The sequence below is a fragment of the Kushneria pakistanensis genome, assembly GCF_014652795.1.
Classification (GTDB): domain Bacteria; phylum Pseudomonadota; class Gammaproteobacteria; order Pseudomonadales; family Halomonadaceae; genus Kushneria; species Kushneria pakistanensis.
The window spans coordinates 962,729-979,704 of record NZ_BMZM01000001.1; the positions used below are offsets into that span (position 1 = coordinate 962,729).

Here is a 16,976-nt window from a genome sequence, read left to right on the forward strand (position 1 = left end):
GGAGTTTTCATGACCACTGCACTGACAGATGTCACCACACTTCTGATGTGGCAGCGCGATAGCGTACCGCTCGTTGTTCTTGACTGTCGTGCGCGCCTGGATGATGCCCAGGCGGCCACGCGACTGTACCAGGAAGGTCACCTGCCCGGCGCGCTGCTGGCCGATATGGACCAGGATCTTTCGGCGCCGCCGGGTGGGGCCAGAGGTGGGCGCCACCCGCTGCCGGCGCCAGAGACCTGGCAAAAGACCCTGCAGGCCTGGGGAATTACGCCACAGACCCGAGTGGTGGTCTATGACGATCTGGGCGGGCAGCTGGCCGCGGCGCGTGCCTGGTGGATGCTGCAGTGGGCCGGACACGACAATGTGTTTGTGCTCAATGGCGGCATTCAGGTGTGGCAGGCCATTGGCGGGGCGCTGGAACAGGATGCCCCCGAGTCACCGTCGCCCAGTGACTGGCAGTGCGATTTTCAGCATCAGATGGTGGCCAGTGCCGATGATGTTGCCGGTGGCGATGCCTTGCTGCTCGATGCGAGACCTTCTGCACGTTATCGCGGAGAGAGTGAGCCGATTGATCAGGTGGCAGGCCATATTCCCGGCGCCATGAACGTGCCGGGCGCCTCGCTGCTGGATGGCGGGAACTGCATGGCAGAGAGTGATGTTCTCGAACAGCTCATACCGGCCACCGGGCAGTCGAGTATTGCCTACTGTGGCTCCGGTATTTCTGCCTGCATGATCATTCTGGCGCATGCAGCGCTGGGCAGGCCGTTGCCCCGGCTCTATCCGGGTTCCTGGAGCGAGTGGAGCCGTGACCCCGCACGCCCGGTGGCCACCGATACCAGCGCGCCAACGACCTGAACGAAGGGCGGCAGGGACAGGAAAAGGGCCCCGATGTTTTGACACATCGGGGCCCTTTTATGTGCACGATGACCGACGTACTGCCTGCCTACATGTTGGGATAACCCGGGCCATTGCCGCCTTCCGGCGTGACCCAGCGGATATTCTGGGAAGGATCCTTGATATCGCAGGTCTTGCAGTGAATGCAGTTCTGGAAGTTGATCTGGAAATGCGGCGCACCGTTACTGTCTTCAACCACCTCATAAACGCCCACCGGGCAGTAGCGCTGTGCCGGTTCAGCGTAACGGGGCAGGTTGACGTTGATCGGGATGCTGGCATCACGCAGCTTCAGATGACAGGGCTGATCCTCTTCGTGATGGGTATTGGAAAGATACACCGAGGAAGGCTTGTCAAAGGAGAGCACGCCGTCGGGGCGCGGGTAGTCGATTTTCGAAGCCTCTTCGGCTGTCTTGAGGCGCGCGTGATCCGGGATAGTGTCATGCAGCACGGGTAGCGGTAGACGCAGTTTCTGTTCCAGAAAATTCCACGCCCCGCCCATGACCATGCCAAGGCGATGCATCGCCGGACCAAAGTTGCGATGTCTGGCCAGTGCCTCATGGGCCCAGCTGCTTTCAAAGCGTGTTTTAAAGGCGGTGAGCGTATTGCCACCTTCATCGCCGCCAGCAAGCGCTTCTACCACACTTTCTGCCGCCAGCATGCCGGACTTCATGGCCATGTGAAGCCCCTTGATACGGGAAAAATCCAGCGTGCCGGCATCGCAGCCGATCAAGAGTCCACCGGGGAAGACCATCTCCGGCAGGCTGTTGAGACCGCCCTTTGTGATGGCGCGGGCGCCGAAGGCGATGCGTGTACCGCCCTTGAGGTGACGCGCAATCTCTGGGTGATGTTTCATGCGCTGGAATTCATCGAAGGGCGAGAGCCAGGGGTTTTCATAGGCCAGATCCACGATCAGCCCGACCATGACCTGCCGGTCACTGCCGTGATACAAAAAGCTGCCGCCGTGCGCTTCGGATGAAAGCGGCCAGCCGGCGGTATGGACTACCAGCCCGGGCTCGTGCTGTTCGGCAGGTACCTCCCAGAGTTCCTTGAAGCCGATGGCATAGTGCTGCGGATCGCGTCCGGCGGCCAGGTTGTAATGCTTGATCAACTCCTGGCCAAGGTGACCGCGCGTGCCCTCGGCAAAAAGGGTATAGCGACCATACAGGGCGATGCCCGGCTCATGGGCAGGTTTGGGGGTGCCGTCATGATCAAGGCCCATGTCACCGGTAATCACGCCGGTGATTTCACCGCGCTCGCCAAACATCAGCGACTGGGCAGCGAACCCGGGGAAGATATCAACGCCCAGGGCTTCGGCCTGCTCGGCCAGCCAGCGGCACAGATCACCGGCGCTGATCAAATAGCTGCCGTCATTGAGCATGGATGGCGGTATCAGTGCCTCGGGAAAGCGGACCGCCCGCTCGCTGTCGCGCAGATACAGGATCTCATCGCGCTGCGCGGGGGTATGCAGCGGCGCACCGCGGTCTTTCCAGTCGGGGAAGAGTTCCTCAAGCGCGCGTGGGTCAAAGGCGGCGCCTGACAGAATATGGGCGCCAACTTCAGCCCCCTTTTCCAGCACGCAAACGCTGATCTCATGCGCCTGCTCGTGGGCCTCCTGCATCAGACGACAGGCCGCGGAAAGCCCCGCGACGCCGGCACCCACGATAACCACATCAAACGACATGGACTCTCTGTCCATTGCGCAACTCCTTGTGCGTGATTCATTCCCCCCATCCTGATGACGTATGGCGTGTTACACTAACGCTTTTGGATGGCAATGATTATCAGCCGCTTCTGGAAGCAGCTTCAGGGGGGCAATTGATGCCTGATTATCGCATCAAGTAGCACCACGACCCAATGCGAACCCTTTTTTCATTGCTGACTTGTTGCCCTGAAGTGTCCCAGTCCCCATGTAGGCTGGCAGTCGTTCACGATTAGCAGTGACAGGTTTTCCTGTCCGCATTTGCCGGGCAGCAATATTTACGAGCTTCACAATATCTGACACCACGAGGAAGGCATGAAAGTACTCGTCGCCATCAAGCGCGTAATCGATCACAACGTTCGTGTGCGCATCAGGGAAGACCACAGTGATGTGGATCTGACGCACGCCAAAATGGCCATGAACCCGTTTTGTGAGATCGCGCTCGAAGAAGCCGTTCGCCTCAAGGAGCAGGGGATTGCCGACGAGGTTGTGGCGGTCTCCATCGGAGACAAGAGCGTGCAGGAGCAGTTGCGTACGGCTCTGGCCCTGGGAGCGGATCGTGCGCTGCACGTGAGCAGTGATACCGCAGTGGACTCCCTTGGCGCTGCACGGGTGCTGGCCGAAGTGGTCAGGCGTGAAACCCCGGGGCTGGTCCTGCTGGGCAAGCAGTCCATCGACAGCGATAACAGCCAGACCGGTCCCATGCTGGCGGCTCTGACGCAAATGCCGCAGGCCACCTTTGCTTCCAGCATCAGCATTGAAGGCGATCGTCTGGAAGTTACCCGGGAGATCGATGGCGGGCTGGAAACGCTGGCCATGTCACTGCCGGCAGTCGTGACAACGGATCTGCGTCTTAACGAGCCGCGCTATGCCAAGCTGCCGGCCATCATGAAGGCCAAAAAACGCCCCATTGAAAGTCTGGAAATAGACACGCTGGGTATCGACGTGACGCCCCGTCAGACGCTGCTTCGGGTCGAGATCCCAAGGGAGCGTCAGGCAGGCGTACGCGTGGATTCAGTGGATGAACTGATCGATAGACTCAAGAACGAAGCGAAGGTGATCTGATGAGCGATACACGTATTCTGGTCATCGCCGAGCAGGAAAAGGGCCACCTTTCCAGCGCTACGGCACGTGTTCTGGACGCCGCCAGCCAGCTGGGCGGTAGTATCGATGTGCTGGTAGCGGGAAGCCAGGCCAGCGAAGCTGCCCAGCAGGCCGCGCGCCTGACAGGCGTCAGTGGTGTTATCAGCGTTGAAGACAGCGCTTTTGATCACATGCTGGCGGAAAACGTGAGCGCGCTGATCACATCACTGGCCGAACCCTATACACATCTGCTGTGTGCCTCCACCACCAGCGGGCGCAATGTCATGCCGCGTGTGGCAGCACTTTTAGGGGTGGGGCAGATATCTGATGTCATCGCCATCGAATCTGCTGATACCTTTGTGCGCCCCATCTATGCCGGCAGCGTACTGGCCACGGTGCGCAGTCTGGACGTCAAAAAGGTGATCACCATTCGCCCGACCGCCTTTGAACCGGTCGGCGAGCAGAGCGCAGCCAGTGTTTCAAGCGCTGACAGCACGGGTGATCAGGGGATGGTAACGTTCGTCGAAGAGCAGTTGGCCAACGGTGAACGCCCCGAACTGGGCGGTGCCCGCGTGATCATTTCCGGTGGACGAGGACTGGGCAGCGCCGAGAATTTCCGTTTGATTGAAGGCGTGGCCGACCGACTGGGAGCTGCAGTAGGCGCTTCGCGCGCTGCGGTGGATGCCGGTTACGTACCCAATGATCTTCAGGTCGGTCAGACCGGCAAGATGGTAGCGCCCGAGTTGTATATCGCCGCCGGTATTTCCGGTGCGGTACAGCATCTGGCCGGCATGAAGGACTCAAAGGTTATCGTTGCCATCAACTCCGATGAAGAGGCGCCAATCTTTCAGGTGGCCGACTACGGTCTGGTGGCCGATCTGTTCCAGGCGTTGCCGGAGCTTGAGCGCAAGCTTTGAGCTGCGTTCCAGCATCGCTGTATGAGCCGGCCCCGTGCCGGCTTTTTTGTGGCAAAAGGACGTTGTTGGATAAAAGCAGCACCGTTTTGGCGATGCTAGCGATGATCATTTGATAATTGTTCTTGTTTCTATTAAGTTGCCCCGAGTATTCAATATCCCGCGCTCGGGGTGACCCCCACTTTTACCGTACGCCTCTTCCTGGAGAACCATGTGAGGACCCACCGTCGTAATTGTTGTCTCAGAGGCGCTGCCTTTTCCCTATTGACGATAATGGCATTACCGACGCTGGCAGAGGAGTCGTCACTTCGTGATGAAACCGCTCAGCAGCAACAGCAACAGCAGGCCATTCAGACCCGTATTGATGAAGCTGATGATGAAACGCGTGAGCTTTTGACGCGCCTTCGTGACGCTCAGTCGTCGTCCCAGCGCCTTGAGCGCTACAACAATCAGCTTTCTTCGACACTCGATGAACAGCAGCAGCGCATCGATCGTCAGCAGCACGCCCTTGAAACTCTGGATGACACCCGCGATGCGCTGCCTGACACGCTGCAGGGCATGCTGGATCGCCTGCGTGCGTTGGTCGAAGCCGATATGCCCTTTCGTCACGAAGAGCGAATGGCACGACTTGACGGTCTTGAAAGAACGCTTGCCGATACTTCCGTTTCTGAAGAAAAGCGCATGGAGCAGCTGCTTTCCGTCTGGCGCGCCGAGCTTGATTATGGGCGCAACATGGATAGCTGGCGGGGCCGGCTGACCCAGGGTGACCAGCAGCGCGACGTACAGTTCCTGCGTATGGGCCGGGTGGGTTTCTACTATCTCACCCCCGATGGCGAGCAGGGGGGCGTGTGGAAAAACCGTGATCGCCAGTGGCATGCCCTGGATGGCGCGCAGCGCAACATGGTCAATCGCGGCATTCGCATTGCCAACGATCAGCGCGCGCCTGAGCTATTGTCGTTGCCGCTGTCCATCGAAATGGACAATGCGCCGTCCGAAGCCGCTTCGCAGGGGGCATCATCATGAAGGTGGTAAAGCACATGACAGGGCATCTGGCAGGCATGACGCTGGCCCTTTTGATGGGCGCGTCGCTACCGGTTGCCGCCGCAGAACCATCAGCACCCACGCTTGAAGAGATCATTCAGAATTATCAGCAGGTTTCTACAGAAGCACGTCAGCGCGACATGTCGCGTTTGAACAGCCTGCTGGATGATCGTGAACGCCTGGAACAGGCCGTAACAGAGGCCGAGGCGCGCCAGCAGGAGGCCCAGAAGCGTCGCGACAGTCTCGACAGCACACGCCAGGCTCAGGAAGACGCCATTGCAGAAATCAACGAGCGCCGCAATGCGGAAGGCGATGATCTGCAGCCGATGTTTGATCGTTTGCGTCAGGAGATCAACGATACCCGTGATGGCCTGCACAACAGCTGGCTGATGCTGGGCAGCAACATCAGCCTGCCTGAGCTGGAAGAGGACAGTATCGCCTCTACCAGTGATCTTGAGCAGTACGCGCAGTCCATGAGTCAACTGATCGCGCGTAGCGCCCAGGCCGAACATTTGCAGCTGAGCGTGGCCGAGCGCGATGGCAATATTACCAAGCGCGATGTTGTGCGCCTGGGGGGCATGGCGGCTTTCAGTGACGCCGACCTGCTTCGCGCTCCGAGCGATGATCGACCGCTGGCGGTGGCCGCGCATACGCCCGGCAGTGTCTCCAGTGAGCTCAGGGCTCTGTCAGACGGCAAGGGTGAAACCATGGCCCTTGATCCAACCAATGGCGATGTCCTGGAGGCACTGGCGCAACAGCCTACCCTGATTGAGCGGGTGACACAGGGCGGCGTGATTGGCTATATCACGCTGGCACTGGGGGCGGTTGGTCTCCTGATTGCGCTGGCCCAGTTTGGCTGGCTGGCACTGGTAAGTGCCCGGACACGTCGCCAGACGCAGCATTTCGAGGATCTGCGTAACGATAACCCGCTGGGGCGTGTACTCAAGCGCTTTGGCCAACAGCAGCGCTACCACGAACCCGAAGTGCTCGAGGCGCGCATGGATGAAATGCTGCTGGCCGAGCAGCCGCGGCTTGAGCGGGGCCAGGCGGTGGTCAAGGTCATTGCCGCCATTGCGCCCCTGATGGGGCTTCTGGGGACGGTGACCGGCATGATCGGTACTTTCCAGGCCATTACGGTATTTGGCAGTGGCGATCCCAAGATGATGGCCGGCGGTATCAGTCAGGCGCTGGTGACGACCGTGCTGGGACTGGTGGTCGCCATTCCGCTGCTGTTTGCCAATACCGCCCTCAATAGCCGCAGCCGCCAACTGATGAACATGCTGGAGCGACAGGCCAGCGCCCATCTGGCTGACCGCCTCGATGAGCAGCACGCCGGCCTTGAAACCGACACCCGCCTGCATGGAAGTGCATCATGATCGAGGCACTGGTGCATCCCATTGCACGACTGGCCAGCGCCGGTGGGCCGGTGCTGGTGGTCATTGCGCTGGTGGCGATACTGCTGTTTACCCTGGCGCTGGAGCGGCTGATCTACTGGCAGTGGCGGTACCGGCGACAGCGCCAGGCGTTGATCGTCCGCTGGCAAAAGCGGCATGAGCATGTCAGCTGGAGCGCGCGTACGCTGCGTGAATGCTGGTGCGGTGAGCTGATCAGTGCGCTGAGATCCTCGCTGCCCTGGCTAAAGCTACTGGTCGCGCTGTGCCCATTGCTTGGGCTGGTCGGCACCGTCACTGGCATGATCCAGGTGTTTGATACGCTGGCCATTACCGGCGTGGGCCAGGCCCGCAGCATGTCGGATGGCGTGGCCCGGGCCACGTTGCCGACCCTGGCAGGCATGGCAGTGGCTGTGGTGGGCATCCTGTTTACCAGTCGTTTTGAACATATTGTGCGTCGTGAGGATCAGTATCTTCACGATCGTCTGACCCGAGCCACGGAGATCGAGCATGCGTAGACGGCGAACTCGCATGGAGGAAGACACGACCGGTATCGATCTGACTCCGATGCTGGATGTGGTCTTTATCATGCTGATCTTCTTTATCGTGACCACCAGTTTTGTGCGTGAAAGCGGCGTGGACATCGAGCGTCCCGAGTCCAGCGAGGCCACACAGCGCACCGATACGCAGGTGCTGGTCGCCATCACCGCTGAAGGCGCCATCTGGGTGGACGGTCAGGCCGTTGACAGCGACGCCGTGGGGGATCGCGTGCGTGAGGCAGTATCAGGCAGTGATGGTAATGTGGTCATTCAGGCCGATCGCGCCTCGCAGACCGGTCTTTTGATTCAGACCATGGACCGTATCCGTCAGGCAGGTATCGACAACGTGGCGGTCGCCGCCTCGCGGGGAGATAGCTGATGCGTCAGGTGCTTGCGCTGCTGGGCGCGCTGGCCCTTGCACTGCTGCTGTTCTGGGGGCTGGCCATGATGGTCGCACCGCCCGAGCCGCGTGAAACGCCTCAGGACACCATGACCATGGCGGTTGTCGACGACGTGGCGGCGCCTGCTCAGGCGCCCGAGGTATCGACTGATATCGCGGCGGCTGCGCCACCGCCGCCGCCACCGGCAGCACCGGCGCGGCCTGCACCGGCACCCCAGCCTGCAGAGAATGTACAAAGCGATATTCAACTGCAGACCCAGGAGGTCAGTGACCCCCAGGCACCAGATGTGGAGATGAACGATCAGCTGCCGGAACTGGAGGTCGAGCAGCCCGAGCCACAGCCGGAACCCGAGCCTGCACCCAGGCCACGTCCATCGCCGACACCACCGCGTGAACAGAGCACGCCCACGCCATCCTCACGAGGCACGCAGCAAAGTGAGCAGCAGGGCGAGCGCAGCGGCGGCACACCTGATGGCGCTACTTCGCAGGGGGGCGGCATGGTACAGGCCCAGCCCACCAACCGGGTACAGCCGGAATATCCCATGCGGGCGAGACGCCGTGGTGAGGAAGGCTTTGTCGAGATGAGCTTTACGATCAATGCCGACGGCAGTGTTGATGCCGGCTCTATCGAAGTGACGGCGTCAGAGCCCGGCGGCGTATTTGAAAGTGCTGCCCGTGATGCCATCGAACAGTGGCAGTTTCCATCGCGTGATGCGCCGGCGCGTACGCGTCAGCGGCTGGTCTTCAAGCTGAGGTAATATCATGTTTCGCCACTATCGGGTGCGTCATTTGCGTTGTCGTCAGGGCCCGTTGAAAGCGCTGATGGCGATGGGGGTTGGCCTCGCCATGCTACTGGGAGGAGAGCAGCGTGCCCTGGCAGCAGGTCCTGCGCTTTCCCAGCAGAGTATCGACAGACTGCAGGGTCTGGAACGTGAGCTCTCTGTCGGTCATTACCAGCAGGTCGTGGACACGGCACGCTCACGGGCGGCCAGTGCCGGCAGTGGGCAGGGAGATCAATGGGCGCGGGCGCTCTACCTGCAGCTGGCCGCCAGTGCGGCACAGCGTCTGGACCAGCCCGGGCGTGCAGCCGATCTGCTTTACCAGGCGCGGACCATCGACACCGCACCGCTGGCACAGCGCCTGCAGTGGCTTGAGCAGGAGGCCAGGCTGCGGGTCCGCGCGGGGCAGCTTGAGCAGGCCGCCGCACTCTTTGATCGCTGGCAGGGTCAGACGACGCCTGCTGTCGAAGACCTGTGGCTGGGGGCGCGCATTCATGCCCGGCTGCAGCAGTGGGATGAAGCGCTGCGCTGGATCTCGCTGGCTCGCGAGCGTGATTCAACGCCAGACAGCGACCAGCTGGCCCTGGCTGCAAGTGTTTATCAGCAGACCGGTCAGTTCGAGGCCGCCTCCAGTGTCGTCGAAGCGCAGCTGGATCAGGATGACAGCGACCCGGCGCGCTGGCAGCAGGCCGCCGCACTTTACCAGCGCATTGGCCAGCCCGGGCGGGCGGCGGCACTCTGGGAGGCCGGCTGGCAGCGCGGCATTCTGAAAGGCGAGGAGGCCCTGCTGACCCGGGCAAAATTGCACATGGCCGGTGATACGCCGGCACGTGCTGCTGAAATGCTTTCACAGGCGCTCGAAAACGGCGAGCTCAAGGACAGTGATGCGCATCGCCGCCTGCTGGCGCGTGCCTGGGCGCAGGCGCGTGATCATCAAAAGGCGTTGCAGGCCTGGCAGGCAGTCGCCGAGCGCACGGATGAGGCCCATGACTGGTACATGCTGGGCGATCTCGCCTATGGCTGGGGCATCTGGGAACAGGCAGAGCAGGGGTTTGCCAGGGCGCGGGCCAGAGGTGGGGATAATCCAGGGCAGCTATTGCTGATGGAAGGTGTCGCGGCCTATGAGCAGGGGCGTCTTGATCAGGCCGAGGAGGTCTTTCGTCAGGCCAGGGCATTTGGCGATAGTGCCGATCAGGCTGGCCAGTGGCTTGCGTTGATCGACAATGACCGGATGCAGCCGGACAGGCCCTCATAAGCCCTGATGCATCGCAGGACACATGGCCCGCCTTTGGCGGGCCATGTGGTTTGTGTTCTGCCAGTCATGCAGACCGATGGATCACTCGACCGACAGGGAAGTCCATACCGGCGCGTGATCAGAGGGTTTTTCCATGGCACGCAGCTCGTAATCGATACCGGCATCCTGTACGCGAGGCGAAAGGCCTGTACTGGTCAGGATGTAGTCGATGCGAAGGCCTCTTTTGGGATCACGCTCAAAGCCCTTTGAACGATAGTCAAACCAGCTGAACAGATCGTCACGCTGCGGATAACAGCGACGATAGCTGTCTTCCAGTCCCCAGGTCGTCAGACGCTCAAGCCAGCTTCGCTCCTCGGGTTGAAAGCTGGTCTTTCCCTCTCTCAACCAGCGCTTTCGCGCGGGCTCACCGATGCCGATATCAATATCGGCAGGCGAAATATTGAAATCGCCCATGACTGCGATCAGCTCATTGCTCTGATGCTGCTGCTCGAGATGGCGCGAGAGCTGGTCATAAAAGTGACGCTTGTTGGGAAACTTGGTCGGGTGATGAATGCTCTCGCCCTGGGGGAAATAACCGTTGTAAACGGTCAGGGGCCCGGCAGGTGTATCGAGGGTGACTGCGATCATCCGACGCTGGGCATCTTCGCTATCATCTGCAAACCCGAGCTGCACCTGCGTCGGCGCCTCTTTAGTGAGAAGGGCCACACCGTAGTGCCCCTTCTGGCCATGGTAGTGCACGTGATAACCAAGGCCGGCCACGGCATCGAGCGGGAACTCGCTGTCCTGAACCTTGGTCTCCTGCAGTCCGATGACGTCGGGCGAATGTGCTTCGACCAGCGCTTCAAGCTGATGCTGTCGGGCACGAATACCGTTGATATTGAATGAAACCAGGCGCATGTCAGCTGTCTTGTGATGAGTCGGTTGTGGCGTCGCTGCCCTGCGGGGTCAGCGGCAGGGTCGTGGCCTCGCGGCGCTGTCGCTCCAGCTTGCTGGCGGCCTGTGCCTTGCGCTGGTTACGCTTTTTGGCCGCAAATCGCGGCGTGGATTGTAGTTGGTCAGGATTGTCATGGCGCCAGCGGCGGTAATCCTTGCGCTTGCCGGTACGGATGGTCACCTTGTCGGCCAGCGAGCGCGTCTTCTTGCGACGGGTCATAAAAACCTCTCGTGTCTCGCCTGAAGCAGTGTGCTGCAGTGGCGTGCAGTTTAACAATTTGCGCGCGTGCTGGCTTGTCCCGGACACGGTAGATGCACAACTGAGTCGGCGGTGCTGATACAATGCGCCGGTATCTTGTCTATTCATCTCAAGCCAAAGTGATCGCAGCATATGAGTGAGTCGGAAAACTCTCAGCCGGCACAGACGTCGGCGGAGGCTCCCGCCAATGCCAATCGTCGGCCCAAGCGCCGTCGTCGCAAGCCCCGGCGCAGCCAGTCCCGCAATAACGCTCAGGCCGGTAACGTGCAGAACCATCAGGCACCAGGTGGCGAAGCCCAAAACGCTTTGCCGGAAGTGCCCGCCGTGGCCGGCAAATGGCGTTTTCAGGACTTCAATCTGCCGATGCCGCTGATGCAGGCCATCGCCGAGCAGGGCTTCCACTATTGCACCCCGATTCAGGCCGAGGCGCTGCGTCACACGCTGCTGGGCGGCGATGTCGTCGGCAAGGCGCAAACGGGTACCGGCAAGACGGCTGCCTTTTTGATCTCGATTCTGGCCTATTTCCTGGAAGAGCCTGCTCCAGACGGGCAGAAGCCGGGCGCCCCCAGAGCGCTGATCATCGCGCCGACGCGTGAACTGGCCCTGCAGATCGAAAAGGATGCCAGGGCGTTGATGACCCACACCTCACTGAGGGTGGCCAGCGCGGTTGGTGGCATGGATTATCAAAAACAGCGTCAGAAGCTTGAAAAGCCGCTGGATATTCTGGTGGCAACACCCGGACGCCTGCTTGACTTCCATCAAAAGCGTGACGCTGATCTGTCTCAGGTAGAAGTGCTGGTACTTGATGAGGCCGATCGCATGCTGTCGATGGGCTTTATTCCGGACGTCAAGCGCATCATTCGTGCCACGCCCAAAACCAGCGAGCGCCAGACGTTTCTGTTTTCGGCCACCTTTACCCAGGACATTCTCAACCTGGCCAGTCAGTGGACGCATGAACCCGCGCATGTCGAGATCGAAGTCGATGCCAGTGCGGCGGCCAACATTGACCAGCGCGTGTATCTCGTCAGCGACGCCGAGAAATTTACCATTCTCAGGCGGCTGATCGAGCGGGAAAAGCTGGAGAAGGTGATGGTGTTTGCCAATCGACGCGATCTGGTACGAAAGCTCGATGACCGCCTGCGCAAGGCCGGGATCAATGTGGCCATGCTTTCAGGCGATGTGCCGCAGAAAACGCGGGTAAGCACGCTTGAGCGCTTTCGTGAAGGCAAGGTTGCCGTACTGGTAGCCACCGATGTGGCCGGTCGCGGTATCCATATCAACGATATCAGCCATGTGGTCAACTACACGCTGCCCGATGATCCGGAAGATTACGTTCACCGTATCGGACGGACCGGCCGTGCAGGGGCGCAGGGCACGTCGATCAGTTTTGTGGGTGAAGAAGACGGCTATGCACTGCCGGAAATCGAGGCCTACATCAAGGATCGCCTCCCCTGTCAGCAGCCGCCGGCCAACCTGCTCAGCGATGACTGATCGCGCCGTGTACGACAAGGCGGAGAAGCACTGTGCTTGACGACGCGCTTAAAAAGGATATCCAGACGGCCTATCGACGCGTGATCGAAGCGCGCTCGCTCAGACCTCGTTATGGCCAGCGCCTGATGATGGCCGAGATCGCCCGCACACTTGGTGATATCAAAACCGATGAGCAGGGCAAGCGCGTCAGTCAGGAGCATGTCTGTGTGCTGGAAGCCGGTACAGGGACCGGCAAGACGCTGGCCTATCTGCTCTCGGCATTGCCCATCGCCAGGGCGCAGGGCAAGCGATTGGTGGTGTCGACCGCCACCGTTGCCCTGCAGGAACAGGTCCTGCATCAGGATCTGCCAATGCTCAAGGCCAGCAGCGGAATCGATTTTGATTATGCGCTGGCCAAGGGTCGCGGACGTTACGTCTGTGTCGCCAAACTTGATCAGCTGATGGATGGTGTGGAAGACAATCCCACCATGTCGCTTTTCGAGCAGAGTCTGGTCAGTAGTCAGGAAGATATCGGCGAGCTCGCCCGAGAGCTTGCCGAGGCCTACGGCAGCGGTGAATGGCAGGGCGATCGTGACAGCTGGCCTCAGGCCATTGCTGATCCTCAGTGGCGTCGTCTGACGGTCGATCATCGCCAGTGTACCAATCGGCGTTGCGGGCACTTTGGCGCGTGCGCCTTCTTTCGGGCCCGGCGCGGCATGGACGAGGCCGATGTGATCGTGGCCAACCATGATCTGGTACTGGCCGACCTGTCGCTGGGCGGGGGTATTGTGCTACCCAATCCGAAGGACACGATCTACGTCTTCGACGAGGCGCACCACCTGCCGGACAAGGCACTGGAGCACTTTTATCATCGTCAGGGCGTCAATGCGGCAATGCGCTGGCTGGGTCAGCTCAAGAAGTCGCTGACGGATCTCAATACGGGGCTGGGCGCGCAGCACACGATTGCCCGTCTGCTGGGGCAGTTTCCGGAGCTGCTGGCCGCTATCGAGCCCCGGCTTGGCGAGGCCTTCCGACTGGCGCAGCCGCTGGCCGAGCGCACGCCGGAAGACAACGAGCGGCTGCATTACCGCTTTACCATGGGCAAACTGCCGGCGGCCTTTCGTGACCTGGCTCAGCAACTTGTTACGCCCTTTGCCGAGCTCTCACGTCATCTGGAAACCATCAGCGATATCCTTCGTGAAAGCCTTGATCCGGACAAGTCGACCGGTCTTGCCCGTGAACAGGCAGAGGCCTGGCTGCCGTTGATTGCGCTTGTACATGGTCGTGCGCTCGAGGCGCATGCCCTGTGGCAGGCCTTTGGGGCTGATGAGGTCGAGGATGCACCGCCTCAGGCGCGCTGGCTGACCTTTGAACAGCGTATGGGCGAAGCTGAGCTGACCTTCTCGGCCAGTCCCGTCAGTGCGGCTGAAACGCTGGCCCGCTATTTATGGGGCGCCTGTCACGGTGCGGTACTGACGTCTGCCACGCTGACGGCGCTGGGGCGCTTCGATCGCCTCCAGGAGCGCGCGGGTCTGGCCAACCGCTATCGCTATCAGATCCTGCCAAGCCCGTTTGATTACTCGCGGGCGGTGCTGTCGGTGCCACGTGAAGCCGTGGATCCCGGCGATCGTGACGCTCACGAAAGTGCCATCGTGGACTTCATTGAAAAGCTTGGTGCAGATGAAGCAGCGCTGGTGCTCTTTTCCTCCCGCAAGCAGCTTCGTGCCGTCGTGGCAAGGCTGGATGACACAACGTCCACTCGGACGCTGTCGCAGGATGATATGCCGCGGCGTGAATTGATCGAGCGCCATCGAAAGCGTATCGATGACGGGCAGGGCAGTATCATTCTGGGGCTTGCCAGTTTTGCCGAAGGTATCGACCTGCCGGGTGATTATCTGACCCATGTGGTCATTACGCGTCTACCCTTTGCCGTGCCTGACGATCCGGTGGGTGCCACGCTGGCGGAGTGGATCGAGTCCCGGGGGGGCAATCCCTTCATGCGGATTTCGGTGCCCGATGCGTCGATCAAGCTGGTACAGGCTTGTGGGCGGTTGATCCGCAAGGAGGTCGATAGTGGGCGTATTACGCTGCTGGATCGACGTGTGCTGACGCGTCGCTATGGTCGCGCACTGCTGGATGCACTGCCGCCGTTTCGTCGCGAGATTGAAGGTGTCGGAGCGCCGGCAACGCTGGCCTCCTGAAAGACCTGATGTATGCAGGTAAAAAACCCGGCGATGGCCGGGTTTTTTTAGGCTGCGAGCAAACCCTGAGCTGGCTCGGTCAGCGCTTGCGTGACTTGAGCGGCTCGCGCAGCTTGTCGTTCACTTCCAGCAGCAGCTTCTCGCTGGTGTCCCAGTCGATGCAGGCATCCGTGATAGATACTCCGTATTCGAGCTGTGACGGATCGCTGGTCAGTTTCTGGGCGCCCCAGTTGATGTGGGATTCGATCATCAGGCCCATGATGGAGGTGTTGCCTTCCAGAATCTGCTGGGTGATGTTTTCCACCACCAGCGGCTGCAGGGCAGGATCCTTGTTGGAGTTGGCATGGGAGCAATCCACCATGATGTTGAGCTTGAGCCCTGCCTTCTCCAGCTCCTTTTCGGCCAGTGCGACGCTGACACTGTCGTAGTTGGGCTTGCCGTTGCCACCGCGTAGTACCACATGGGCGTTGGCATTGCCGCGTGTACGGATAATGGCGACCTGCCCCTGCTGATCGATACCCAGAAAGTTATGCGGTGAGGCGACCGAGCACAGCGCATTCATGGCCACATCAAGGCTGCCATCCGTGCCGTTTTTGAAACCGACCGGGCCCGAAAGCCCCGAGGCCATTTCACGATGCGTCTGTGATTCGGTCGTGCGGGCGCCAATGGCGGACCAGCTGATGCAGTCCTGCAGATACTGCGGTGAAATCGGGTCGAGTGCCTCGGTGGCCAGCGGCAGGCCCATCTCGCAAAGTTCAACAAGCAGGCCACGGGCCAGATGCAGTCCCTTTTGAATATCGAAGGAGTCATTAAGGTGCGGATCGTTGATCAGCCCCTTCCAGCCGGTGGTGGTGCGCGGCTTTTCAAAATAGACACGCATGACAATAAACAACGAATCACTCACGCGCTCTGCCAGCGTCTTCAGGCGACGGGCATAATCCTGGGCGGCTTTCGTATCATGGATGGAGCAGGGACCGATGACGACCAGCAGACGAGGATCTTCACCGCTGAGAATGCGCTCGATCGTGCGGCGGCTCTCGATGACGGTGTGTTCGGCCTCGCCCGACAGGGGAATCTCGCGCTTGAGAGCATCGGGAGTAACGAGCACGTCCTGGGAGAGAACGTTTAGATTATTGACCTGTTGCTGTGACATGAGCGTGCTATCCGGCAGTGCTTGGAAATCGAAACGGAATGTGGCCTGCATGATACGCGGCTGGCAGAGAATACTACCATGGAACCCAGACGCTTTTTCGTGGTCTCAATACTTTACAGTTTCCGGGAGATTCCTGTCCGGTGGATTGCTGTCGACTTGATGAGGCGTCGATAAAGGGGAACACTAACGCCATGGATCAAGGCCCGGAGCTTTCAGGTTATCACTATGATTTTAATTGTTTGTTACTTTCCTGAAGGGCCTGAAAAGACAGGTTCGAAAGGTTTGAACCCTGTCGTTGCGGGGGATCGCGAATGGGGTTGAAGGAAACGGATCATCAACTGGTCGAACGTGCACAAAAAGGGGACAACCAGGCCTTTGATCTTTTGATACGCAAGTATCAGCACAAGGTGATCGGTCTTGTGGGCCGCTATGTGCATGATCAGGCCGAAGTGCACGATGTGGCGCAGGAGGCCTTTATCAAGGCGTATCGGGCATTGGGACGCTTTCGTAATGAAAGTGCCTTTTATACCTGGATGTACCGCATCGCCATTAACACCGCGAAAAATTATCTGGTGGCTCGCGGGCGTCGTCCGCCCAACAGCGACATGGATATCAGTGATGCTGAAGTGCTGGACCAGAGCGGGCGGCTGGCGGATATCGATACGCCTGAATCGGCCATCGCTCGCGACCAGCTTGAGAGGGCAGTCTTTGAGGCCATTGAAAATCTGCCCGAGGATCTGCGCACTGCCATCACGCTTAGAGAGTTTGACGGGCTCTCCTATGAGGATATTGCCAGCATCATGCAGTGTCCGGTAGGAACCGTCCGGTCACGTATCTTTCGTGCCAGGGAGGCAGTGGACAATCGAATCAGGCCGCTGCTTTATCCGGAACAGCAGGATGACATGGTGCATGAACAATGACGTTGACCATGAGATCTACCCATGCAGGAGTACAGTCGATGAGAA

At 60.0% G+C, this 16,976-nt stretch carries 16 protein-coding genes; 12 read left to right on the forward strand and 4 right to left on the reverse strand.

The features are described 5' to 3' along the window. Window positions 1-9: 9 nt before the first annotated feature. Window positions 10-855 carry a sulfurtransferase gene (locus IE123_RS04335; protein ID WP_189515388.1) on the forward strand — a complete coding sequence of 282 codons (846 nt, stop codon included), beginning with the start codon at window positions 10-12 and terminating at the stop codon, window positions 853-855. An 88-nt stretch (window positions 856-943) separates the two neighbouring features. Here the strand turns inward: IE123_RS04335 and IE123_RS04340 are convergent, their stop codons facing one another. After that, window positions 944-2,590: an electron transfer flavoprotein-ubiquinone oxidoreductase gene (locus tag IE123_RS04340; protein WP_189515390.1), complete on the reverse strand. Its 1,647-nt coding sequence runs from the start codon at window positions 2,588-2,590 to the stop codon at window positions 944-946. Between the two features lie 318 nt (window positions 2,591-2,908). Here IE123_RS04340 and IE123_RS04345 point away from each other — a divergent pair, with 318 nt between their 5' ends. The 8 genes from IE123_RS04345 to IE123_RS04380 all read left to right on the forward strand — a co-directional run bounded on the left by IE123_RS04345 (window position 2,909) and on the right by IE123_RS04380 (window position 9,995). After that, window positions 2,909-3,658 (forward strand): electron transfer flavoprotein subunit beta/FixA family protein, encoded by a 750-nt coding sequence (locus tag IE123_RS04345; RefSeq protein WP_189515392.1) that lies wholly within the window; start codon window positions 2,909-2,911, stop codon window positions 3,656-3,658. Continuing rightward, window positions 3,658-4,593 carry an electron transfer flavoprotein subunit alpha/FixB family protein gene (locus IE123_RS04350; RefSeq protein WP_189515394.1) on the forward strand — a complete coding sequence of 312 codons (936 nt, stop codon included), beginning with the start codon at window positions 3,658-3,660 and terminating at the stop codon, window positions 4,591-4,593. Before IE123_RS04345 ends, IE123_RS04350 begins: the two co-directional genes overlap by 1 nt. Before the next feature lie 270 nt (window positions 4,594-4,863). Then, window positions 4,864-5,613, forward strand: coding sequence for a DUF3450 domain-containing protein (locus IE123_RS04355; RefSeq protein WP_189515396.1), 750 nt, complete (start codon window positions 4,864-4,866; stop codon window positions 5,611-5,613). Further along, window positions 5,610-7,007, forward strand: a complete 1,398-nt coding sequence (locus IE123_RS04360) for a MotA/TolQ/ExbB proton channel family protein (RefSeq protein WP_189515398.1) — start codon at window positions 5,610-5,612, stop codon at window positions 7,005-7,007. The genes IE123_RS04355 and IE123_RS04360 overlap by 4 nt, the downstream gene beginning before the upstream one ends. Then, entirely contained in the window at window positions 7,004-7,540 is a 537-nt protein-coding gene (locus IE123_RS04365) for a MotA/TolQ/ExbB proton channel family protein (RefSeq protein WP_189515400.1), read from the forward strand. Before IE123_RS04360 ends, IE123_RS04365 begins: the two co-directional genes overlap by 4 nt. Next, window positions 7,533-7,940 carry an ExbD/TolR family protein gene (locus IE123_RS04370; RefSeq protein WP_189515402.1) on the forward strand — a complete coding sequence of 136 codons (408 nt, stop codon included), beginning with the start codon at window positions 7,533-7,535 and terminating at the stop codon, window positions 7,938-7,940. The genes IE123_RS04365 and IE123_RS04370 overlap by 8 nt, the downstream gene beginning before the upstream one ends. Further along, a complete protein-coding gene (locus tag IE123_RS04375; RefSeq protein WP_189515404.1) occupies window positions 7,940-8,719 on the forward strand; it encodes an energy transducer TonB in 780 nt (259 codons plus the stop codon). The genes IE123_RS04370 and IE123_RS04375 overlap by 1 nt, the downstream gene beginning before the upstream one ends. A 4-nt stretch (window positions 8,720-8,723) precedes the next feature. Then, window positions 8,724-9,995 (forward strand): heme biosynthesis protein HemY, encoded by a 1,272-nt coding sequence (locus tag IE123_RS04380; RefSeq protein WP_189515407.1) that lies wholly within the window; start codon window positions 8,724-8,726, stop codon window positions 9,993-9,995. Window positions 9,996-10,076: 81 nt separating this feature from the next. Here IE123_RS04380 and xthA read toward each other — a convergent pair whose 3' ends face one another. After that, on the reverse strand, window positions 10,077-10,892 hold the full coding sequence (gene xthA / locus IE123_RS04385; RefSeq protein ID WP_189515409.1) for an exodeoxyribonuclease III: 816 nt from the start codon (window positions 10,890-10,892) through the stop codon (window positions 10,077-10,079). 1 nt (window position 10,893) lies between these two features. Then, window positions 10,894-11,148 (reverse strand): hypothetical protein, encoded by a 255-nt coding sequence (locus IE123_RS04390; protein ID WP_189515411.1) that lies wholly within the window; start codon window positions 11,146-11,148, stop codon window positions 10,894-10,896. A gap of 171 nt (window positions 11,149-11,319) precedes the next feature. On the opposite strand from IE123_RS04390, the gene IE123_RS04395 reads away from it, so the two are divergent. Further along, window positions 11,320-12,678, forward strand: a complete 1,359-nt coding sequence (locus tag IE123_RS04395; protein WP_189515413.1) for a DEAD/DEAH box helicase — start codon at window positions 11,320-11,322, stop codon at window positions 12,676-12,678. Window positions 12,679-12,710: 32 nt separating this feature from the next. Next, on the forward strand, window positions 12,711-14,858 hold the full coding sequence (gene dinG, locus IE123_RS04400; protein ID WP_189515415.1) for an ATP-dependent DNA helicase DinG: 2,148 nt from the start codon (window positions 12,711-12,713) through the stop codon (window positions 14,856-14,858). A gap of 79 nt (window positions 14,859-14,937) precedes the next feature. On the opposite strand, the gene IE123_RS04405 is transcribed toward dinG, so the two are convergent. Continuing rightward, window positions 14,938-16,011, reverse strand: coding sequence for a 3-deoxy-7-phosphoheptulonate synthase (locus IE123_RS04405; RefSeq protein WP_189515417.1), 1,074 nt, complete (start codon window positions 16,009-16,011; stop codon window positions 14,938-14,940). Between the two features lie 311 nt (window positions 16,012-16,322). Here IE123_RS04405 and rpoE point away from each other — a divergent pair, with 311 nt between their 5' ends. Further along, a complete protein-coding gene (gene rpoE / locus IE123_RS04410; protein ID WP_189515419.1) occupies window positions 16,323-16,931 on the forward strand; it encodes an RNA polymerase sigma factor RpoE in 609 nt (202 codons plus the stop codon). The last annotated feature ends 45 nt before the right edge of the window (window positions 16,932-16,976 follow it).